This window comes from Faecalibacterium hattorii (genome assembly GCF_003287455.1).
In the GTDB taxonomy this organism is placed as follows: Bacteria; Bacillota; Clostridia; order Oscillospirales; family Ruminococcaceae; genus Faecalibacterium; species Faecalibacterium hattorii.
On the sequence record NZ_PRLC01000010.1, the window covers coordinates 33,021 to 54,904 of the forward strand.

23 protein-coding genes are annotated in these 21,884 nt (G+C 59.0%); 11 read left to right on the plus strand and 12 right to left on the minus strand.

The genetic code is table 11. The features are described from left to right. Window position 1 precedes the first annotated feature (1 nt). Window positions 2-706, minus strand: a complete 705-nt coding sequence (locus C4N23_RS08005; RefSeq protein ID WP_055189586.1) for an ABC transporter ATP-binding protein — start codon at window positions 704-706, stop codon at window positions 2-4. 98 nt (window positions 707-804) lie between these two features. Next, window positions 805-1,395 (minus strand): uridine kinase family protein, encoded by a 591-nt coding sequence (locus tag C4N23_RS08010; protein WP_112145308.1) that lies wholly within the window; start codon window positions 1,393-1,395, stop codon window positions 805-807. A gap of 291 nt (window positions 1,396-1,686) precedes the next feature. Between C4N23_RS08010 and C4N23_RS08015 the strand changes: the two genes are divergently transcribed. From C4N23_RS08015 to C4N23_RS08060, 10 genes are all read left to right on the plus strand, one after another. Next, complete coding sequence (locus tag C4N23_RS08015; RefSeq protein WP_112145310.1) at window positions 1,687-2,262, plus strand: DUF3793 family protein; 576 nt, start codon at window positions 1,687-1,689, stop codon at window positions 2,260-2,262. Between the two features lie 332 nt (window positions 2,263-2,594). Beyond that, window positions 2,595-2,810: a FeoA family protein gene (locus C4N23_RS08020; RefSeq protein WP_055189591.1), complete on the plus strand. Its 216-nt coding sequence runs from the start codon at window positions 2,595-2,597 to the stop codon at window positions 2,808-2,810. Between the two features lie 77 nt (window positions 2,811-2,887). After that, window positions 2,888-3,109, plus strand: a complete 222-nt coding sequence (locus C4N23_RS08025) for a FeoA family protein (RefSeq protein WP_005931321.1) — start codon at window positions 2,888-2,890, stop codon at window positions 3,107-3,109. A gap of 25 nt (window positions 3,110-3,134) precedes the next feature. Then, a complete protein-coding gene (gene feoB / locus C4N23_RS08030) occupies window positions 3,135-5,333 on the plus strand; it encodes a ferrous iron transport protein B (RefSeq protein ID WP_112145312.1) in 2,199 nt (732 codons plus the stop codon). A gap of 31 nt (window positions 5,334-5,364) precedes the next feature. Further along, complete coding sequence (locus C4N23_RS08035; protein WP_112145314.1) at window positions 5,365-5,526, plus strand: FeoB-associated Cys-rich membrane protein; 162 nt, start codon at window positions 5,365-5,367, stop codon at window positions 5,524-5,526. Window positions 5,527-5,670: 144 nt separating this feature from the next. Next, window positions 5,671-6,078: a metal-dependent transcriptional regulator gene (locus tag C4N23_RS08040; protein ID WP_112145316.1), complete on the plus strand. Its 408-nt coding sequence runs from the start codon at window positions 5,671-5,673 to the stop codon at window positions 6,076-6,078. Further along, on the plus strand, window positions 6,075-7,805 hold the full coding sequence (locus tag C4N23_RS08045) for an ABC transporter ATP-binding protein/permease (protein WP_112145318.1): 1,731 nt from the start codon (window positions 6,075-6,077) through the stop codon (window positions 7,803-7,805). The genes C4N23_RS08040 and C4N23_RS08045 overlap by 4 nt, the downstream gene beginning before the upstream one ends. After that, the gene (locus tag C4N23_RS08050; protein ID WP_112145320.1) at window positions 7,802-9,472 is read left to right on the plus strand and encodes an amino acid ABC transporter ATP-binding/permease protein; all 1,671 of its coding nucleotides are present in this window, start codon (window positions 7,802-7,804) and stop codon (window positions 9,470-9,472) included. The genes C4N23_RS08045 and C4N23_RS08050 overlap by 4 nt, the downstream gene beginning before the upstream one ends. 115 nt (window positions 9,473-9,587) lie before the next feature. Next, window positions 9,588-9,830, plus strand: coding sequence for a hypothetical protein (locus tag C4N23_RS08055; RefSeq protein ID WP_055189603.1), 243 nt, complete (start codon window positions 9,588-9,590; stop codon window positions 9,828-9,830). Continuing rightward, window positions 9,827-10,207, plus strand: coding sequence for a type II toxin-antitoxin system death-on-curing family toxin (locus C4N23_RS08060; protein ID WP_055189606.1), 381 nt, complete (start codon window positions 9,827-9,829; stop codon window positions 10,205-10,207). Before C4N23_RS08055 ends, C4N23_RS08060 begins: the two co-directional genes overlap by 4 nt. Before the next feature lie 65 nt (window positions 10,208-10,272). Here C4N23_RS08060 and C4N23_RS08065 read toward each other — a convergent pair whose 3' ends face one another. From C4N23_RS08065 to C4N23_RS08110, 10 genes are all read right to left on the minus strand, one after another. Next, entirely contained in the window at window positions 10,273-11,358 is a 1,086-nt protein-coding gene (locus tag C4N23_RS08065) for an SGNH/GDSL hydrolase family protein (protein ID WP_112145322.1), read from the minus strand. Between the two features lie 46 nt (window positions 11,359-11,404). Further along, window positions 11,405-13,141 carry a class I adenylate-forming enzyme family protein gene (locus C4N23_RS08070; protein WP_112145324.1) on the minus strand — a complete coding sequence of 579 codons (1,737 nt, stop codon included), beginning with the start codon at window positions 13,139-13,141 and terminating at the stop codon, window positions 11,405-11,407. A gap of 123 nt (window positions 13,142-13,264) precedes the next feature. After that, window positions 13,265-14,203: an ATP-binding cassette domain-containing protein gene (locus C4N23_RS08075; protein WP_112145326.1), complete on the minus strand. Its 939-nt coding sequence runs from the start codon at window positions 14,201-14,203 to the stop codon at window positions 13,265-13,267. A gap of 1 nt (window position 14,204) precedes the next feature. Then, complete coding sequence (locus C4N23_RS08080) at window positions 14,205-15,257, minus strand: ABC transporter ATP-binding protein (protein ID WP_112145328.1); 1,053 nt, start codon at window positions 15,255-15,257, stop codon at window positions 14,205-14,207. Window positions 15,258-15,270: 13 nt separating this feature from the next. Continuing rightward, a complete protein-coding gene (locus tag C4N23_RS08085; RefSeq protein WP_425349588.1) occupies window positions 15,271-16,290 on the minus strand; it encodes an ABC transporter permease in 1,020 nt (339 codons plus the stop codon). An 11-nt stretch (window positions 16,291-16,301) separates the two neighbouring features. Next, on the minus strand, window positions 16,302-17,243 hold the full coding sequence (locus C4N23_RS08090; RefSeq protein WP_055189617.1) for an ABC transporter permease: 942 nt from the start codon (window positions 17,241-17,243) through the stop codon (window positions 16,302-16,304). 222 nt (window positions 17,244-17,465) lie between these two features. Further along, window positions 17,466-18,035 (minus strand): DUF4358 domain-containing protein, encoded by a 570-nt coding sequence (locus C4N23_RS08095; RefSeq protein ID WP_097840022.1) that lies wholly within the window; start codon window positions 18,033-18,035, stop codon window positions 17,466-17,468. Window positions 18,036-18,200: 165 nt separating this feature from the next. After that, on the minus strand, window positions 18,201-18,641 hold the full coding sequence (locus tag C4N23_RS08100; protein WP_055189621.1) for an Lrp/AsnC family transcriptional regulator: 441 nt from the start codon (window positions 18,639-18,641) through the stop codon (window positions 18,201-18,203). Between the two features lie 425 nt (window positions 18,642-19,066). Further along, window positions 19,067-19,531 (minus strand): threonine/serine exporter family protein, encoded by a 465-nt coding sequence (locus C4N23_RS08105; protein ID WP_097840023.1) that lies wholly within the window; start codon window positions 19,529-19,531, stop codon window positions 19,067-19,069. After that, a complete protein-coding gene (locus C4N23_RS08110) occupies window positions 19,528-20,319 on the minus strand; it encodes a threonine/serine exporter family protein (RefSeq protein WP_112145330.1) in 792 nt (263 codons plus the stop codon). Before C4N23_RS08110 ends, C4N23_RS08105 begins: the two co-directional genes overlap by 4 nt. 626 nt (window positions 20,320-20,945) lie before the next feature. Between C4N23_RS08110 and C4N23_RS08115 the strand changes: the two genes are divergently transcribed. Continuing rightward, window positions 20,946-21,875: a MetQ/NlpA family ABC transporter substrate-binding protein gene (locus C4N23_RS08115; protein WP_055189627.1), complete on the plus strand. Its 930-nt coding sequence runs from the start codon at window positions 20,946-20,948 to the stop codon at window positions 21,873-21,875. Window positions 21,876-21,884 lie beyond the last annotated feature (9 nt).

Genomic DNA, 21,884 nt, shown 5'->3' on the forward strand with positions numbered 1-21,884 from the left:
CTCACCACTCGATTTGTTCCACGGGCACGGGGTGTTCGTTGACCTTGTTGGACAAGATCTGTCCGCTCTTGACCTGAATGATCCGGTCGGCCATGGCGGTCAGGGCCGTGTTGTGGGTGATGACGATGACGGTGCGGCCCGTCTCGCGGCAGGTGCGCTGGAGCAGGGCCAGCACCTGCTTTCCGGTCTTATAGTCCAGCGCGCCGGTGGGCTCGTCGCAGAGCAGAAGCTTCGGATTTTTTGCGAGGGCGCGTGCAATGGAGACACGCTGCTGCTCGCCGCCGGAGAGCTGGGCCGGGAAGTTGTTCAGCCGTTCGCCGAGGCCCACGCTTTCCAGCGTGGCGGCGGGGTCCAGCGGGTCGCGGCAGATCTCGCTGGCCAGCTCCACGTTTTCCAGCGCGGTCAGGTTCTGCACGAGGTTATAGAACTGGAACACGAAGCCTACATCGTACCGGCGGTAAGTGGTCAGCTCTCGCTCGGTAAAGTGGCTCACGTCCTGCCCGTCCAGCCAGACATGGCCCTCGTCGCAGGTGTCCATACCGCCTAAAATGTTCAGCAGGGTGGTCTTGCCCGCGCCGGACGGGCCGACGATGATGCAGAACTCGCCCTTGTCTACGTAAAAATTCAGGTGGTCGGCTGCCGCGATGCGAACCGAGCCAGTCTGATAGTATTTGGAAACATTTTCAAACTCAACGAAGTGCTCCATAGCTGCTCTCCTTGCCTTGGATGTCAATTTTATTCCAATTTAACTATACCATAAATTGACACGGGTTGCAGGGGAGCCGGGAACAAATTTGCAAAAACTTAACAATGCCCGGTCGTATCGAGCACAAGATCCGCCTTTTCTTCAATGCCATATTTCTTGAAATACCCCTCTTCCAGCGGGATCCACCGTGCGGCGAAGCTGGGGTAGCGCTCGCCCTCCCGCGCTTGGAGGCGGCGGGTCTGCTCGGCGGGCGAGCAGGTGACGAATACCTTGAGGTCATAGCAGCCGGCGAGGAGAGGATGGTGGCTGTAGCTGCCCTCTACGATAGAAAGCGGCTGGGCCGGAATGCACTGTCCGGGGCGGTAAGCGCCCTCCCGGCAGGAGTAGGCGCGGTAGAAGACCGGTTCCCCGGCGCGGGCGGGGCGGAGCAGCTCTTCCCGCAGCCGGGCAAGGTCCATGTTGGCGCAGGGAGTCTTTTCCCAATCCGGGATGCGCTGGGCGGGCGGCAGATAGTAGTCGTCGGTGTGGAAGACGATGCTTGCCGGGAACTGCTCCGCCAGCTGCCCGGCCAGTGTGGTCTTACCGCTGCCGCAGCGGCCGTCCAAAGCGATGAGAACGGGCTGTTCCGGGTGCGCCGCCAGCAGCGCGGCGATTTTTTGGGTGAGCGTGGAAAAATCAATGGAAGACATGGCTTCTCCTTGTGATGGTTCTTTCGGGTGGATAACTACACTATAACATGAAATTTGACGCTTTTCAACGAAATTAAAATTTCCCCTTGACACCACCCCCGAAGCTGTGGTAAGATAATGCCACGTTAGAAATGACTAACTAAAAAGACAGAACGAAGCGGCAGAATAACGAGCCGCGTTCTTTTTGAATTCATGGTTAGAATATTCTAACTGTTAAACTCTGCATCGTCTGCATAGAAAGACCCGATGCGGGCACCCTATCGGAAAGCAAAGCAACGGAGGAAACCGGCCATGGAGCGTAATTTTGAGACGGTAATGATCGAACAATGCTCGCCCGTGCTGGCCGGGCTGAAAGCTGCCGGTCTGTTTCGCTACGAGACGAGCGACTGCAAAGACCTCGCGGAGCGGGTGCGCGGCTGGAACGCGCGGCTGGGTGAAAAGGGCCTCCGGGTCCGGGTGCTGAAGGGCTGCGTCCGCAGCCACTGGTATCTGGTCTATGTGTACCGCGAGAGCCGTCTGCGCGAAGTGCTGGCGGACGAAAATGTCCGTGCGTTTCTGGCACAGGAGGGCTATACCCTCTCGGAAGATGGCGACTGCGAACCGCTGCTGCGGCAGATGGCGCGGCGGTTGTGCTGCGAAGCAGAGTTTCCGCATGAGATCGGCGTATTTCTGGGCTATCCGCTCACCGATGTGGTGGGCTTCATCGAAAATCAGGGCCGCAACTTCACCTGCTGCGGCTGCTGGAAGGCCTACGGCGACCGCGATGCCGCTGAGCGCCTGTTTGCCCAATTGAACAAGTGCACCAAAGTGTATCTGCGCCTGTTCCACAGCGGCACGCCGATCTTCCGCCTTGCCGTGGCGGCCTGAATTTGACATTTCCTACCAATACTCTCTTTTTATCCTTGGCGCCCGTCAGAGACACCACGCCCTGACGGGAAGAGATCCTCCTTTTGACACGCGGCCGCCCGGCGCAGTTGACCCCTGCATCGGGCGGCTGTGTCATTGTTAAAAGTAATGAATTCTGAACAAAATAGAGGCAAAAAATCTGTTCGTTTCTACGAACTAACCTTGAATTGTGAAAAAATTGTTGACAAAAAAGGTTAGTAAGTATAAACTATCCGTGTTGATAGTCACGACTGACTAACTCGATTTGGAAAACCTGCTTCCAAATGCGTGGGAGAAGAAAGGGTGAATGAAGTATGATGCCTTTGACGATGGCAAAAGCGGGCGAGACCGTTACCATCAAAAAGATCACCGGTAAGGACGAGATCCGTCAGCATCTGGCAGAGCTCGGCTTCGTGGTGGAAAGCGAGGTCACTGTGGTCAACGAGATCGCGGGCAACCTGATCTTACAGGTCAAGGAGAGCCGCATCGCACTGGACAAGACCATGGCGAACCGCATTATGATCGGCTAAACAGCGGAAACGCTGTTTGGGACCTGCTCCGAAACTGGAATGGTCTCTGAAATAAAGACAAGTAGAGGAGGAACTATATGAAGACTTTGAAAGATGTCAAGGTCGGCGAAACGTGCACCGTCGCTCGTCTGCATGGCGAGGGCCCTGTCAAGCGCCGTATCATGGACATGGGCATCACCAAGGGTGTTGAGATCTATGTCCGCAAGGTGGCCCCGCTGGGCGACCCCATGGAACTGACCGTGCGCAACTACGAGCTGAGTGTGCGTAAGGCCGACGCTGAAATGATCGAAGTGGTTTGATCCGAATAGAGAGGAAAGGAACACAATGAGCATTAAGATCGCACTGGCCGGCAACCCGAACTGCGGTAAAACCACCCTGTTCAATGCACTGACCGGCTCTAACCAGTACGTCGGCAACTGGCCCGGCGTTACCGTCGAGAAGAAGGAAGGCAAGCTGAAGGGCGAGAAAGACGTCATCATTCAGGACCTGCCCGGCATCTACTCCCTGTCCCCCTACACCTTGGAAGAGGTCGTGGCCCGCAGCTATCTGGTCAACGAGAAGCCCGACGCCATCCTGAACATCATCGATGGCACCAACATTGAGCGTAACCTGTACCTGACCACCCAGCTGATCGAGCTGGGCATCCCCGTTGTCATGGCCGTCAACATGATCGACCTCGTTCGCAAGAACGGCGATAAGATCGACCTGAAGAAGCTGAGCGCAGAGCTGGGCTGTCAGGCAGTTGAGATCAGCGCACTGAAGAACGAGGGCAGCGAAAAGGCTGCTCAGATGGCTGAGGCTGCTGCCAAGGCCGACAAGGCTGTTGAGCTGCCCCACGTCTTCACCGGCAGCGTCGAGCATGCCATCGCTCATATCGAGGAGTCCATTCAGGGCAAGGTCGATGACCGCTTCCTGCGCTGGTATGCCGTCAAGCTGTTCGAGCGTGACGATAAGGTTCAGGATGAGCTGAAGCTCGATAAGGCCCTGCTGGATCACATCGACCAGCACATCAAGGACTGCGAGACTGAGATGGACGATGACGCCGAGAGCATCATCACCAACCAGCGCTACGCTTACATCAACAATGTCGTCTCCAAGGCCGTCAAGAAGAAGGCCCGCGTGGAGCACCTGACCGTTTCCGATAAGATCGACCAGATCGTGACCAACCGTGTGCTGGCTCTGCCCATCTTCGCACTGGTCATGTTCCTGATGTACTCCCTGTCCATGGGCACCTCCATCGCAGACGGCGGCTGGGCCATCGGTACCTTTGCCACCGACTGGACCAACGATGTCCTGTTCGGTGAGATCGTTCCCAATGCGCTGGGCGGCTTCCTAGAGAGCATCGGCGTGGCGGGCTGGCTGAACGGCCTGATCATGGACGGTATCGTCGCCGGTGTCGGCGCGGTTCTGGGCTTCGTTCCCCAGATGCTCGTCCTGTTCTTCCTGCTGTCCATTCTGGAGGACGTCGGCTACATGTCCCGTGTGGCCTTCATCATGGACCGTATCTTCCGTAAGTTCGGCCTGTCCGGTAAGAGCTTCATCCCCGTTCTGGTGGGCACCGGCTGCGGCGTTCCGGGCGTTATGGCTTCTCGTACCATCGAGAACGAGCGCGACCGCCGTATGACCATCATGACCACCTGCTTCATCCCCTGCGGCGCAAAGATGCCCATCATCGGCCTGATCGCAGGTGCGATGTTCGGCGGTTCTTCTCTGGTGGCTGTCTCTGCTTACTTCATTGGCATGGCTGCCATCATCTGCTCCGGCGTGATCCTGAAGAAGACCAAGCTCTTCGCAGGTGATCCCGCTCCCTTCGTGATGGAGCTGCCCGCATACCACGTGCCCGCTTGGGGCAACGTCTTCCGTGCTACTTGGGAGCGCGGCTGGTCCTTCATCAAGCGCGCAGGCTCCGTCATTCTGGCCGCTACCGTTGTGCTGTGGTTCCTGCAGGGCTTCGGCTTCGAGAACGGTGCCTTCGGTATGGTTGAGGATCAGGACAACTCCGTGCTGGCTGCTATCGCTACCAAGGTCGCATGGATCTTTGCACCTCTGGGCTTCGGCAACTGGCGTGCAACCGTCGCTTCCGTCTCCGGCCTGATCGCAAAGGAGAACGTGGTTGGTACCTTCGGTGTCCTGTATCACTTCGGCGGCGAACTGTCTGAGAACGGCGATGAGATCTGGGCCGCTGTTGCACAGGATTACACCGCTCTGTCTGCATACGCCTTCATGATCTTCAACCTGCTGTGCGCACCTTGCTTCGCTGCGATGGGCGCCATCAAGCGTGAGATGAACAACGGCAAGTGGACCGCCATCGCCATCGGCTATATGTGCGCTCTGGCTTACTGCTCCGCTCTGGTGGTGTACCAGCTGGGCGGCATCATCTCCGGCGAGGTCGGCTTCAACTTCTTCACCATCGTCGCAGTGGTCATCCTCGTTGCCTTCATCTATCTGCTGGTCCGTCCCAACAAGTACACCGGCATCAACGAGGTCAAGATCGATACCAAGAAGATCACGGCAAACAAATAAGTTTCTCCAAGTTTGAGAGGAGTGCATTTTTATGATGGAATTTTTGGCAGCAAACTTCAACCTGCCGACCATTATCGTGGCTGCGATCGTGTTCGGCGGGGTAGGCTGGGCCACATGGCACTCCCACAAGCACGGCGGCGGCTGTGGTGGGTGCTCCGGTGATTGCGGGCATTGCAACGGCGGCTGTCACTAAGGAAAAACCGCAGGGCGCGGGTCGAACAAAAAATCGGCCCGCGCCCTTTTTTAGAAAAATGAAAGTTAGCTTTGGATAACATTGCAAAACCTCTCCGTCATCGCTGACGCAGCGAGAGGTTTGATTGCAAGGAGAGTGGTAAGAATGGAACTGACCGCTGCGCATCTGCGGTATCTGCTGGCGATCTATGATGTCTCCCAGACGCATCTGGACATCTGCTCCCGCAGCATTGCTGAAAAGCTGGGGGTGACCAAGCCCTCGGTGGTGCGGATCATGAACCTGCTGATGGAGCGGGGGATGATCGTCAAGGAGCATTACGGCAAGATCTACCTGACCGACCGCGGCATCTTTGTGGCCAAGGAAGTCAAGAAGCAGTTGGAAACGGTGCTGGCAAACTTCCCGCCGGTGAAGATCGAGCTGACCGACGACGAGCGCTGCGCCGCTGCACTGGCGCTGACCTCGGCGCTGCCGGAGCGGGCCTTTGCCGGTGAGTATGACCGCCTGTTCGGCTCCGACGACGAGACAAAAACAGAAATGGAGATCGAATTGTGATCAACAAAAAACTACTGTCCTTTGACCGGGGCGCGCTGCGCTTCGTGGGGGCGAATGTGGCGTTTCAGTGGCTTGGGATGCTCTGCAACGTGGTCTTCGTCCGCACCATTGCGGTGCTGCTGGGGGCTGTTTTTGCGGGCAGCCTGACGGGTGCATTGCTGACGCGGAGCCTTGTGGTCTGCCTGTGCACGGTGCCGCTGCGCTTCGGCTTCACCATGCTGGCCTCCAACAGGAGCGACCGTGCTTCGAAAGATGTCAAGTGTACCCTCCGCAGCAAAATTTACGAAAAGCTCACCCGCCTCGGCGCGGGCTACAGCGAGACCGTCGCCACCAGCGAGGTGGTCATGCTGGCCAGCGAGGGCGTGGAGCAGATCGATACCTACTTCGCAAAATATCTGCCCCAACTGTTCTACAGTCTGCTGGCCCCGGTGACCCTCTTCGTTCTGCTGGTGGGGGTCCACGGGCGATCGGCCATCATCCTGCTGTGCTGCGTGCCCCTCATCCCTATGTCCATCGTGGCGGTGCAGAAGTTCGCCAAGAAGCTGCTGGAGAAGTATTGGGGCGAGTACACTACCCTTGGTGACAGCTTTCTGGAGAACATCCAAGGCCTGACCACCCTGAAAATTTATCAGGCCGACGGTTGGAAGCACGAGGAGATGAACCGACAGGCCGAGCGCTTCCGGAAGATCACCATGAAGGTGCTGACCATGCAGCTGAACTCCGTCACCCTGATGGACCTGATGGCCTACGGCGGTGCGGGTCTGGGCATCATCAGCGCGGTGGCGGCCTTTGCCAAGGGGCAGATCACTTTGACTGCGGCGCTGACCATCCTCCTGCTGGCGGCAGACTTCTTCCTGCCGCTGCGTCTGCTGGGCAGCTACTTCCACATCGCCATGAACGGCGCGGCTTCGGCAGAGAAGATCTTCAAGCTCCTCGCTGCGGACGAGCCTGCCGACGGCACCAAGGAAGCCGGGGCGGACACCACCCTCCGGCTGGAGCACGTGACCTTCGGCTACGAGAGGGACCGCACCATCCTCCGCGACATCTCCCTGACCGTCCCGCAGGGCAGCTTCGTCTCGCTAGTGGGGGAGTCCGGCTGCGGCAAGAGCACCATTGCAGCCATCCTCTCCGGTGCCCGCACTGGCTATACCGGCAGCGTGACGCTGGGCGGCGTGCCCGTGCAGGAGCTGAATGAGGAGAGCTGCCTCCGCACCCTGACCGTGGTGCCCCACAACGCGGCCATCTTCAAGGGCACCGTGGGCGCCAACCTGCGGATGGCGGCCCCCGCTGCCGACGACAAGGCCCTATGGGCGGCGCTGGAAGAGGTGAACCTCGCCGACTTCTGCCGCAGCCAGCAGGGACTGGAAACGCCGCTGCATGAGGGAGGCTCGAACCTGTCCGGCGGCCAGCGCCAGCGCCTCGCCATGGCCCGTGCGCTGCTCCACGATTCGCCCATCTACCTCTTCGACGAGGCTACCTCCAATGTGGACGCCGAGAGTGAGAACGACATCATGGCGGCCATCCGCCGCTTGGCGGGGAAGAAGACGGTCATCCTCATTTCGCACCGTCTGGCCAATGTGGTCGGCAGCGACTGCATCTATGTTATGGACAGCGGCACCATCGCCGAGCAGGGCAGACACGACGCCCTGCTGTCCGAAAACGGCGTTTACAGCCGTTTGTACAACGCCCAGAAGCAACTGGAGAACCTTGGGGAGGTGAGCGCATGAGCAGTTCGAAAAAACGCAGTCCGTTCGAGATCGTCCGGCGGCTGATCGTGCTGGTGAAGCCGATGCTGCCCATCATGCTGGCCGCCATCGCCATGGGCGTGGCGGGGCACTTCTGCGCCACCTTCATCACCATCTTCGGCGGCTTCGGTCTACTGACGGCGGCGGGGCTGGAAAGCCCGGTGGCCTCCGTCGGCACCGTCTTTGTCTGCATCCTCGTCTTTGCGCTGCTGCGCGGTGTGCTGCGGTACGCCGAACAGGCGTCCAACCATTTCATCGCCTTCAAGCTGCTGGCCCTCATCCGGGATAAGGTCTTTGGGGCCCTCCGCCGCCTGACCCTCGCCAAGCTCGAAGGCCGGGACCGCGGCGACCTCATCAGCCTCATCACGGCGGATATCGAGCAGCTGGAAGTCTTCTACGCCCACACCATTTCGCCGGTCTGCATTGCGGTGATCTGCGTCATCGGCATGACCTGCTTTACGGCCAGCTGCCACATCCTGCCCGCGCTGGTGCTGCTGGCGGGGTATCTGCTGGTGGGTGTGGCCCTGCCCATCTGGTCGGCCAAGCGCGGCGACAAGGCCGCGCGGGAGTACCGCCAGACCCTCGCCGACACCAACAGCTACGTGCTGGAAAGTCTGCGCGGTCTGCGGGACACGCTGCAATATCAGAACACCAACGTCCGTGCCGAGGGCATCACGGCCCACAGTGAGGCGCTGGGGGAAAAGCAGAAAGCCATGAAGTACCGCGAGGGCGTGATGGTGGGGGCAACCAACACCCTCATCCTGCTCACGGTGCTGGCCGTGCTGGGCGTCAGCGTGAGCCTGTACCGGTCCGGTGCCATGACTGAGGGCGGCGTGCTGATCTGCACACTGGCCGCGCTGAGCTCCTTCGGCCCGGTGGTGGCGCTGGCCAACCTCGGTGCCAGCCTGACGCAGGTCTTCGCCAGCGCCGACCGTGTCCTCGACCTGCTGGATGAAGAGCCCGTCACCGCCGACGTCACCGACGGCAGCGACACCGCCTTCGCCGGGGCCGAGGCAAAGCAGGTCAGCTTCGCCTACGCCGCCGAGGAGGTCCTGCACGATCTGAGCCTGACCATCCCCGAAAAGAAGATCGTGGGCATCACGGGCCGCTCCGGCAGCGGCAAGTCCACCTTCCTGCGGCTCCTGCTCCGCTTCTGGGACGTTACCGGCGGCTCCATCCGCTTCGGCGAGGAAGATATCCGCCGCGTCAATACAGCCGCTCTGCGGGCGCAGGAGAGCCTTGTGACGCAGGAGACCGAACTCTTCGACGATACCATTGAGAACAACATCAAGATCGCTAAACACGACGCCACCCGCGCCGAGGTGGAAGCGGCCTGTAAAAAGGCGGCGCTGGACGGCTTCATCCAGAAGCTGCCCAAGGGCTACGACACCCCGGTGGGCGAGCTGGGCGGGGCCCTCTCCGGCGGCGAGCGCCAGCGCATCGGCGTGGCGCGGGCTTTCCTCCACGATGCGCCCTTCCTGCTGCTGGACGAGCCTACCTCCAACCTCGACAGCTTGAATGAGGGCGTCATCCTCAAGGCCGTCCGGGACGAGTGCAGCGAAAAGACCGTCCTCCTAGTCTCCCACCGGAAGTCCACCATGGCTGTGGCCGATGTCAGCTTCTCCGTGGAAAGCGGCCGGTTGAGCTGATCGACTGTAAGATGATGCAACCCCCGCAGTGACTGCGGGGGTTGCTTGTTACATAAAGATTAGGTTGATTTTGTCCTAAAATTTTAGTATACTGCAAGTAGAAGGGAGTGATTTGATGAACGTGAATACGGATACCATGGTCCCCATTTCGGTTGCAAACCAGAATTTTTCAAAGGTCGCACGGCTGGTGGATCAATACGGTTCGGCAGTCATTATGAAGAACAATGCGCCGCGCTATATCATTTATGAGTTCAATCAGGCCGATGCCATGCAGGCAGCAGCCGATGAGGATGTACTGCTGTCTTCGCAGAAGCTGATGACGCGCAATCAGCATGTTTATGAGGAGCTGGCGAAATGAAGATCCTGACGAAACGGCAGATCCTGCTGCTCCACACTGCATTGATCGGGCAGTCGGGCGGCTCAGATGGCATCCGGGACGCGGGACTATTGGACTCGGCGATTCATGCACCGTTTCAGACGTTTGCGGATCAGGAACTGTATCCATCGCTGCTGGAGAAGGCTGCGCGTTTGGGATTTGGCTTGATCTGCAACCATCCATTCGTGGACGGCAACAAACGGATCGGGACCCACGCAATGCTGGTTTTTCTAGACATCAACCAGATCAGTTTGAATTATGAAGATAAGGACTTGATCGAAACGATTCTGGCCGTAGCATCCGGGACGCTGGACTATAACGGGCTGCTGAGTTGGCTGCAATGCCACATCGAAAGCTGACAAAAAAGGAACGCTGTGCTTCTCATTTTGCGAGGCACAGCGTTCCTTTTTACGTGTTGAAAAGCTCACCCGTTCTGGATGGCGCGGACGATCTTCTTAGCGATGTACTTATGGCCGGCAACGGTGGGGTGGCCGTCCAGCTCGGTCTGAGCATAGGGAATGGCGATGTAGTCGATGTCGTAGACTTCGGCCAACTGCTTCTGGAACTTGTTGAGCTTGCTGAAGTAATTGCTCCAGCTGGGCAGCAGGGGAACGGGGTTGGTGGCACCGATCAGCAGGATCTGGGCGTCCGGGTTCAGGGCGCGGACGGTCTCGACGACGGTGCGGATGTTTGCGCTGCTGACGGGGTAAGCGTTATTGCAGATCTTGCTCATGCCGGAGGTGGCAAGGTTCCAAACGGCATCGACCTCGCTCTTGGTCAGCTTGAGCTTCTTCATGCTGGCGTCAAAAGCGGCCTTGGTCTCCGGGTCCTTGCTGCGCAGGTTGCCGCTCAGCACGATGGAAGCCAGATCCTCACTCTTCCAGTTGGTCGCATTGCCGAAGGCCACGACGGTGGGCACGAAGGCGTCGTTGGAGCCCATCTGGATGGAGATGACATCGGCCTGTTTGATGTACTCGATGATCTCCGGGTAGTTGTACTGGCAGCCGGAGAGCTTGTTCATCTCGCTCATCTTGCCGGTCTGGACCAGCTCCACGAGGTCGGCGCTCATCAGGCCGGGCAGACCGAGGTTGATGGCGTGGTCACGGTCAAGGCCGAGGGTCTTGGCTACCTGACCGACGTAGCAGTTCTCCGGGTAGCCCTTGAAGTTGAAGGAGACATCCACACCCATCAGGTTGTGGGCGTAGGGAACGTTGGTCAGGCCCACGCCGGAGCAGATGCTGTCGCCGAGGGCAACGTACCGGATCTGCTTGTCTTCTTCGGGCTCCTCGGACTGGGCTGCGGTCTCTTCCTCGGTGGTATCCGTAGTTTCGGCCGTCTCCGTGGTCTCGGCGGTCTTGTCGGACTTGCGGAACAAGGAATTCTCTTCCTCCACGGTCTCTGCGGCGGCGGGCTCCGCCTCGGTCAGGGGCTCTTCTGCAAAGGCAGAAATGCTGAGACCGGCGAAGAGCATCGCAGCCGAGAGGGCGAGGCTGATGATTCGTTTCTTCATGATAGGGGTCGGTTCCTTTCTTCTCGTTTGGGGTCTTTTCTGGGGCTTAGTAATCGTGGGAGGTGATCTCCTCTTCGAGCTTGCGGTAGTCGAACTTGCCGATGGGGGTCATGGGCATGGAGTCGATGAACTTGTAGCCCACGGGCTGCACATATTCGGGCAGCTCCTCGGCGCAGAGCTGGCGCAGCTCCTTGATGATCTGACGCTTTTTGACGGAGACAGCGGCCTCCGGGTCCAGCACGATGTAAACAAAGGGCAGACGGCCCTGCACATGATCCTTGTCGGTGCAGCCCACCACCGAACACTGATGCACGGCGGGGTGCTGGCTGATGACGTTTTCGATCATGGAGGGGAAGACCTTGAAGCCGTCGTGGCGGATGATAAGGCGCTTGATGCGGCTGTCGAGGTAGACGAAGCCGTCTTCGTCCATGTAGCCGATATCGCCGGTGTGCACCCAGACCCGGCCGTCCTCGTGGGTGCGGAGGATGGCGGCGGTCTCAGCAGGCTTGTTGTAGTAGCACTTCATCATGGTGGGGCCGGAGATGCACAGCTCGCCGCGCTCGCCGATGGGCAGCTCCTTCTCGGTGTCAGGCTCAAAGACGGAAACCAGCGTGTTGACCAGCGGGATGCCGACGCTGCCCAGCTTGTTGTTCTTGCCGGCGGCGCAGGTGGCAGCGGAGGAGACCTCCGTCATGCCGTAGCCCTTGGCCATGGGGTACTCGACGTTGTGGGCCGCGAGGAATTCGTTGACCGTTTTCTCTGCGCCGATGGAAATGGCGTCGCCGCCCGCCGCGTAGTTGCGGATGAAGGAAAGGTCCTTATCCTTCAGCTTGGAGTCTGCGGCCATCTGCTGATAGTGAGCGGGCACACCGAACATATGCTCCGGCTTGTACTTCCAGATCAGGCTGCCGAGCTTGGCGGGGTCAAGGTTCGGGATGATAACGACGGTCAGGCCCAGAACCAGCGGCAGATGGACGCCGCACGCATAGCCGTAGGCGATGAAGGGGGGCATGATGTTCATCAGGGTCTGCCCCTTCTTGAACAGCCCCTCGTAGGCCGAGAACTGCATCGCAATGGCGTTGAAGTTGCGGTCGGTGAGCATAACGCCCTTGGGCGAGCCGGTGGTGCCGCCGGTGTGAACGACAACACAGGCGTGCTCCGGGTCATACTCCTCGGAAGAGGTGCTGGCGTTCTTGCCGTTCGCGATGAACTGCTTCCACATCAGCACGTTGGATTTGTAGCGGTTGCGGTCGGGATTGGTGGCCTTGTAGCCGATGGCCAGATGCAGCGGCAGGGAGTCCGCCGGGGAGATCACGATCACCCGCTCCACATGGGTGCGCTTGGCGGCTTGATAGCAGCGCTCATACGTCACATTCAGGCAGAGCAGCAGGTGGGAGTCCACCTCCTCGATGTATTCGTGGATGCCTTCGGCGCTGTAGCGGGGGTCCACCAGATTCAGGGTGGCTCCGATGCGGTCCGCTGCATAGAAAGCGTAAATGACCTCCGGGGTCATCACGCTGACGACGGTGATGATGTCGCCCTTTTTGACGCCCACCGCGCGGAAAGCGGCGGCGGTCTTCTTGACGTTCACGATGAGGTCGGCGTAGGTAAATTTCCGGCCATAGTATTCCATCGCAGACTCGCTCAGGCGATTCTGGTTCTGCCGACGCACATAGTCGAAGGCAGAACATTCCGGCAGGGTCTGGTCGATGAACTTGGGATCATAGTATTTGAGCCACGGGCGTGCCTGTGACGCATAGAGGGGAGTGTTGGTTGTTGTCATAGAACCCTATCCTTTGTCAAAAAATGTACAATACTTGCCAGTGCTATTGTAGTTGAGCCCCCTGCAAAAGTCAAGAAACAAAGGGTGAAGATTGTATAAAAAAATTGAGGGAATCCGATCGGTTCAGACTTCCTTTGACCATTGCTCGGCCTCGGCGGCGCTGCACAGCACGAAGTGGTTGGGGCGAAGCTGACGCCACTGGGGCGCTTCCTTGGAGTAATCGTGCATGGCGGGGTCGTAGACCAGCAGCTTTTTCTTCCGCTCCAAGCGGGGATTCGGCATAGGGATGGCGGAGAGCAGACTGCGGGTGTAGGGGTGGATGGCATGGGTCACCAGCTCCTCGGCGTCGGCCAGCTCCACGATGTCGCCCTTGTGGATGACGGCGATGCGGTCCGAGATGTACCGCATTACGGACAGGTCATGGGCGATGAAGAGGTAGGTGATGCCGCGCTCCTTCTGGAGATGGCGCAGCAGGTTCAGCACCTGCGCGCGGATGGACATATCCAGCGCGGAGATGGGCTCATCCGCGATGATGAATTCCGGCTCCACGATCAGGGCGCGGGCAATGCCGATGCGCTGGCGCTGGCCGCCGGAGAACTCGTGGGGGAAGCGGGAGGCAAATTCGGGCAGCAGACCCACATCCAGCAGCGCCTGACGGACTTTTTCCTCCCGCTGGGCGGCGGTCAGGTCGGGCCGGACGTTCATCAGGCCCTCGCCCACGATGTAGCTGACCTTGGCGCGCTCGTTCAGGGAGGACTGGGGGTCTTGGAAGATCATCTGGATCTCCTTGATGACCTGCTGATCCAGTGTATGCGAAATTTTGCCGTTGATCTTCTGGCCCTTGTACAAGATCTCGCCGCCAGAGGTAGGCAGGATGCGCATGATGGCGCGGCCGATGGTGGTCTTGCCGGAGCCGGACTCGCCCACGAGGCCGAAGGTCTCGCCCTTATAAATATTGAAGTTGGCGCAGTTCACGGCCCGGTAGGCCTTGCGGCCGGAGCCGTAGGTCACTTCGAGGTCCTTGACCTCAAGAAGGATCTCGCGTTCACGTTCCTCTGTCATCTTACATCCCCTCCTCTTTCAGCAGTTTGACCGCCAGCGGCGGCTCGACCTTGGGTGCCCGCGGGTCCAGCAGCCACGTTTTCGCCTTGTGGGTGGGGCTGACGGTGAAGTAGGGCGGGCGCTTGACGAAGTCGATCTTGAGCGCCTGCGGGTTGCGGGGCGCAAAGGCGTCGCCATGAATTTCCGTGAACAGGTTCGGCGGGGTGCCTTGGATGTTGAACAGGTCCTCGCCCTTGATGCCCATCTGGGGCATACTGGACAGCAGCGCCCATGTGTAGGGATGGCGGGGGTCATAGTAGATGTCGTCCGAGGTGCCGATCTCCACGATGTCGCCCGCATACATGACGGCCACCCGGTCAGCGATGTCGGCCACGACGCCGAGGTCGTGGGTGATGAGAACGATGGTCAGCTTGTACTTGACCTGCATCTCCTTGAGCAGCCGCAAAATCTGCGCCTGAATGGTCACGTCCAGCGCGGTGGTGGGTTCGTCGCAGATCAAGATCTGCGGGTTGCAGGCCACGGCAATGGCGATGACGACGCGCTGGCGCATACCGCCGGAAAATTCATGGGGGTACTGGCTGAAGCGCACTTCGGGGTCCGCAATGCCCACGTCCCGCAGGTATTCCAGCGTCTTTTCCTTGGCAGCCTTGCCGTACAGCCCCTGATGCAGCTCCACGGCCTCCATGATCTGATCGCCGATGGTCTTCAGCGGGTTCAGGCTGGTCATGGGGTCCTGCATGATCATGGCGATCTCATGGCCGCGGACGCGGAGCCAGTCCTTTTCCTTTTTCAGGTCGGACAGGCGGATGGGCTTGCCGTCGTCGGCACCGAAGTAGTCGATGGTGCCGGAGGTAATGGAGCCGTTGGCGTCCAACAGGCCCATGAAGCTCTTGGTGAAGACGCTCTTGCCCGAACCGGACTCGCCAACGATGGCGAGGACTTCGCCGTGGTAGATGTCGAGGTCGATGCCCCGGATGGCGTGGAGCACTTTTCCACGCAGATTGAATTGGATGTTCAAACCCTTGACCGAAAGGATCAGTTGATTTTTTTCCATCTTCTGTCCCTCCTTACTGCAGATGGTTCTTCGGGTCGGCGGCGTCGGAGAAGGCGTTGCCGATCAGATAGAACGCGATGGTGACAAAGCTGAGGATGATGGTGGGGTAGAGCAGCTGATACCGCAGCCCGGCCTGCATCATCACCTTGCGGCCGTCGTTGATGAGGTTGCCCAGCGAGGGGATCTCGACGGAAAGGCCAAGGCCGATGTAGGTGATGAACACCTCACTGCCGATGGCGGCGGGGATGGTCAGCGCCATCCGCAGCATGATGACCGAGACGAGATACGGCAGCAGGTTGCGCACCACGATGCGGGAGGTGGGGGTGCCGATGCAGCGGGAAGCAATGTTGTAATCGCGGTCGCGGATGATCAGGATCTGGTTGCGGATGAAGCGGGCCATGGCGATCCAGCCCGTCAGCGACATGCCCAAGATCAGGGTCTGGATGCTGGGGGAAGCCACGTAGGAGATCAGGATCAGGATGATGGTGGAAGGGATGTTGTCGCAGATGTTGTACAGCTCGGTGAAGAAGAAGTCGAGCTGGCGGACATAGCCCCACAGCACGCCCACGGTGATGCCCACCACGGCCTCAATGAGGGCCACGAAGAAGGCGATGGTCAAACTGGTGCGGGCACCGGCCCAGATGCGGGCCCAAAGGTCCTGCCCGATGGCGTTGGAACCCCAGATGAAGCCCTGCTCGCCGGGGGCGATGTTGCGGTATTGGATGCCGGTCACGGGGTCCACTTCGCACAGGTTCGGGTCCACCTGACCGGGCAGGTGGGGCTGCAGAAAGGCGAAGGCCACCACGGCCACCAGTGCGATGAGAAGGGCCACGGCCACTTTATTCTTGAAGAAGGCGCGGAAGGTGCTGCCCCAGTAGCTGTAGTTGGAGTAGGCGGTGGCCTCGGCCTGTTCGGCGCGGAACCCGGCGGGGGTGAACAGTTCGTCCTCCGGCAGTTCGGCCCACGCGGCGGGGCCGTCCTTCTGCAGCTTGTTCAGGTCGTTTTCCAGCACAGCTGCCTTCTGGTCTTTCATATGAAACAGCATTATCGGCCACCTTCTTTCTTGCCAAAGCTGATGCGGGGATCGATGAGCACCATGAGCAGGTCGCCGAGGATCAGGCCGATGATGCCCACACAGGCGTACAGCAGAACGATGCCCTGCACCATGGTGTTGTCGTGCCGCTGGACACAGGTGACCAGCAAGCCGCCCATGCCGGGGATGCTGTACAGGCTCTCGATGTAGATGGAGCCGACGACGGTGTTCAGGAACGCGGAGGGAATGTACTGCACCAGCGGGACCATGGCGTTGCGGAAGACGTGATGCAGCGCGATGTTGTTCTCGCTGACGCCCTTGGCAAGGGCGAGGCGGACGTAGTCCTTGTTGCTCTCGTCCACCATATAGCGGCGCAGCCACATGGCGTAGAAGGCCACGTTGCCAAGGCTCATGGAGCAGATGGGCAGCACCCAGTACTTCCAGTCGGAGGCGTCGAACAACAGGCCCACACCCAGCGCGGTGGTGCCGTACATCTGGATGTACAGGTAGTACACGGCGGCGGGCACGGCTTGGATGAGCACGATGATGGCCGTACCGATCTTATCCGGCCAGCGGTTCTTGAAGCGGCCCATGAACAGCCCCATGGGGATGCCCACCACAAGGCTCAGCAGCATGGAGAACACACCCATCTGCACCGAGATGGGCAGCTTTTTGGTCAGAATGCTGGTGACGGAGGCGTTCACCTTATAAATATGGCTCACGCCGAGGTCGCCGTGGAGGGCATTCCACCAGAACCGCCCGATCTGCACCGGCAACGGGTCCAGCAGACCCATGGACTGCAATCCGGCTTGGATCTGTGCCTCGGTCATTTTTTCGTAGTTTGCAAAGTAGCCTTCCACGGGCATCAGCCGCAGCAAGCAGAACACGAGCGTCACAATGATGAACAGCGTCAAAATCGAGCGCCCGATGCGTTTGGCCAGATATTTGAACATATCTGTGCGCACCCCTCTTTCGTTTTTAGCGTTTCCGTCTGCGTCCCAAAAACGCACAGCGGATAGGAATAGAATACATCAAAAAAACACTTTTGGAAAGTGATTTGGAGGGATTTTGAAAAAACTTTTTGCAGCGGAGGCCTTTTCGGGCCGTTTCGGGAAAGAAAATAAAACACCGCGCCCCGAAAACAGGGTGCGGTGAAAGAAGTGCAAGGTCTGATTTTAAGCGGCCAGCGCTGTTTTGATGGCGGAAAGGACGGCATCGCTGTTCTCGCAGCAGACGAGAACCACTTCGCCGGAGGGGACCACTTCGACCTTGGCGGCTTTGGCGATGGCGTACTGGTCTTCCAGATAGTGCTCCATGGAGCTCTGCTCGCTGGTCACGAAATCCAGAAGGGCCTGTTTCACGGCTTCCTGCCTGCCCTCGGCGGGCTTGACGATGGCGAGGGCGTAGCTTTGCACCATCATGCCGGAAACGGAGGCGGAAAAGTCGGTGTAATCCCCCTCCTCCAGATTCAGCAGGGGAAGCAGCATGTTCCGGATCTCTTCATCCAGTTGGTCGGCGTCTTCGTAGCTTTCGCTGTAGCCGTACTGGGCGGTGAACTTGCCCTCCTTGCCGGGGGAGAAGATCATATAATACTCGTTGTCCTCATCCGGGCGGGCGTCGTGGAGGATCTGGGTGTAGTCCTTGGGGGCGGCGTCGGTCTTACCGGAGCTGCCGCAGCCCGCCAGCGCGAGCAGGGTCAGTGCGGCCAGCAGGGCGGCGAGGAGGCGTTTGAACGGAAGCTTCATATCGTATTCCTTTCGTCGTGAAAAAGTGCGGGGCAAGCCGCCCGTGCCCTTAGTATGGCACAGCACCCGGCTGCCTATGCAGCGGCGGCTTGTATCAGGAATACGAACCACCGGGGCGAAAGATTGCGTTCTGCCCGGCGGCAGAGAAAAATTTCCGGAAACGGCTCAGAGCATCATGGCTTCAAGGTCGCCGTGGTTGACGGGGGTGGAAAGGATGATCTGGGTGGAGGTGGTGCCGAGCTTCTGGAACTGGAGGATCAGGTGCTCCAGCTGGGGCATACTGCCGCAGCTCACCTTAATAAGGAAGGTGTAGGCGCCGGTGACATGGTAGCACTGCAGCACTTCCTTGCTGTTCTGCATCAGCTCCACCAGCTCGTCGCGGTGGCTGGGGGTGACGGAAAGGCTGATGAGGGCGTCCACGTACACGCGGTCGGCCGGGCGGTTGAGCACCACGGTGTAGCCGCTGATGATGCCGTCGGTCTCAAGCTTGTGGATGCGGCTGGAAACGGCGGGGCTGGTCAGCGCCACCTGCTCGGCGATCTCCTTGACCGGCATCCGGGCATTTTTGGCAAGGAGGGAGAGAATCTTGCGGTCTAAATCGTCCATGAGGAAGGTCTCCTTTTAAAATATGTTGGAATCCATAAAATTTTTTGAAAGTAAAGTTTTATTGTTGTAAAAAACGTACAAACATCGAAAAAGCTTGGAAAAAATCTGGCTGTGTTAATTATATAAAGTTTTGGACAAAATGTAAAGTGTGAATTTAAAGCAAACTGCAAAAAATTTGTTTGACAAGAAAAGAAAAATGGGTATAATACATCTTGCAGGGCGCGAACAGCCCACTTGCTGTGCCCCGCATCTGAATATGAGATTCCCAACTTTATATACTTTCCCACCCCTCTATACACAAAAACCCGCTGCCAGGCGGGTTTTTGTGTTTGTGGGGATTTTTTATTGTGGGAAAGCATGCCTGAAAAGAAAATAGCCACTTTTCGTGGGGATAGCTACGAAAAGTGGTTTTACGAAAGGAAACCTTATTTGCGGGGAGTGAAATGGGGCATCGGCAGCCCAAGCACCAGTGCGATGCCGACGGCCAGTGCGACGGCGATCTTAAACGTGGAGATGCCGTTGGCAAGGGCCAGTTCGTTACTGCCCTGAATGAAATAGTAGGCGGCGTAGTAGATGCCGGCACCGGGCACGAGGGGGAAGATACCGGTCAGCAGGAAGATGGTGACCGGCGTTTTGAGGGCCACGGCGAAGATGCGGGCCAGCAGGGTCAGCGGGATGACGGCCAGCAGGGAAGCGGCAAAGGCTTCCAGCCCGAACAGGATGGCGGTCTCGTAGACGAACCAGCCCACCGCGCCTACGAGCCCGCAGTAGGGCAGGGTGCGTTTGGGGCACGCGAAGAGGATGGCAAAGCTCAGGGTGCCCGCCCCGGCGATGAAAAACTGCGCGACCAACTGGCCGATCTGCTCACTGGTCAAAAGAAGCTGTGTCATGCAAGCACCACCCCCGTCAGCATGGAATAGGCCCCCAGCACAAGGCCGGTGCCGATGGCGATACTGGCCGCGATGAGGAGGGCGTCGATCATCCGAATGGTGCCGGAGAGATAATCGCCCTGCACGAAGTCCCGGATGCCCATGGTAAAGGCGATGCCGGGGGTCAGGATCATCAGGGTGCCGATGATGGCGTGGCTGGCCTCGGTGCGGAGCAGGTGGCAGCTGAGGATGCAGATGAGGGTAATGAGGGAGGCGGTGGAGATGGTCTTGAACCCGCCGCCCACGCCGTGCCGCCCGCAGAACAGCAGGTAGGCGCTGGCTGCAAGACCGGCCACTGCCGCCGCCAGCGCGGACCGCAGCGTGCCGCCGAAGATGAGCGCGAAGCAGAACGCGCCCGAAGGCCCGGCGGCCAGTTGGACCCGATCCTTCGGGAAGGGGATGCCCTTGGCCTGAACAAGGCGGCTCTCCGCCTCGTCGATGGTGACGCCGCCCGCCGCGATCTGGCGGGAGAGCTGGTTCACCGCAGCCACCCGGCCCAGATGGGTCGTGCGGGTGGGCACATTGCGCACCTCACTGATCTCCGCCGTGCCCGCGCTGGCGAAGATGCCATTGGTCAATACATATACGTGAAACTCCCGCAGATGGAAGCTGCGGGCCATGATCTCCATGGTCTGCTGGACGCGGAAGACCTCCGCACCGTTTTCCAGCAGCGTCTGCCCTGCCGCCATGATAAAATCCATGATGCGCTGGCGCTGCTGCTCGTCGGGATACAATTCCCTGCCGTTCATTCGTTCGCTCCTTGCTGTGCTGATAAGGCAAAATATCTCTTATAAAATAGCATATTGCAGGCGATTTGTCCAACCGAAAAATTTCAGCCTCCCCTACAGGAGGCGGCGGCATCCCGTCAGCGAGGACGGAGAGGCTGCAGGAAGGAACGCAAAATCAATTTCCTACCAAAAAACTTCGTTGAAAGGGTTGACAAATCCCGTCGGGAGGGGTAGAATACAACCAATATCACAAAAATGGCTGTGAAGAGAAGAGTAGGTTTTCGCATTGATCCTTCCAGAGAGCCCGGCCGGTGGAAAAGGGCAGGAAACAGGGAACTGAAAATGGTCTCGGAGCCGCGGGGGCGAAGCGCAAGAGTGCTAAGCCCGCGACGGGAGCGCCCGTTACAGCGTCCGGCTGTAAGCAGTGGAGGGAGAAAGCCGCTGCCGCAGCTTCGAGGCCGAGCCCGTGAGGGCACGGTAAACCAAGGTGGTACCACGGAAGTTTTGTCACGCTTTCGTCCTTGTGGGCTGTTGCCCGCCGAGGACGGAAGCGTTTTTCTTTGCTTCCGGCTGCATGAGGCGCAGAAAAATGTGCTGCGCGGTGCAAAAACAATTGTTTGAAAACAGATCAAGAGAGGGAAAACATTATGTCTAAGATTTCGCGTCGTGATTTTCTGAAGGTAACTGGCGTGGCTGCGGCTGCCGCAGCCCTGACCGCTTGCGGTGGTTCTTCTTCCTCCACTGCAAGCAGCGCTGCTTCTGCCGCTTCCTCTGCCGCTTCCTCTGAAGTGGTGAAGAAGCTGGACAAGATCAGCATCGCCGTCCCCAACGACACCACCAACGAGGCCCGCGCCCTGACCCTGCTGGAGAAGAACGGTTTCTTCAAGCTGAAGGCTGACGCCGGCATCACCGCCACCAAGAACGACATCGAGGAGAACCCGTTCAACGTCAGCATCGACGAGGTCGAGGCTGCGCAGGTGCCCAACGTCCTGCAGGATGAGGACTACGCCGTCATCAACTCCAACTACGCCATCTCTGCCGGTCTGGACCCCATGACCGATGCACTGGCTATGGAGGACGGCTCTTCCGCTTACGTCAACGTTCTGGTCTGCAAGGAGGGCAACGAGGAGGAGCCGAAGATCAAGGCACTGGTCGCTGCTCTGGAGAGCCAGCAGGTCAAGGACTTCATGACCGAAAACTACGGCGGCGCTGTGGTCTCTGTTGTGGAGAACCCCACCGACGGCTACGATTCCAGCATTGACTACGACGCTTTGAACGGCGAGACCGTCAGCTGCGCTGCTACCCCCGCACCCCACTGCGAGATCCTTGAGGTCTGCAAGGAGATCCTCGCAGCCAAGGGCATCACGCTGGACATTCAGGAGTACGACGACTATGTGATCCCCAACACCGTGGTCGAGGATGGTCAGGTCGATACCAACTACTTCCAGCATCAGCCCTATCTGGACGACTTCAACGCCGAGAAGGGCACCCATCTGGTGACGGTGGCCGGCATCCACGTGGAGCCCATGGGCATCTACGGCGGCAAGCAGAGCGACCTGTCCCCCATTGAGGGCTAAAAAGGAGCA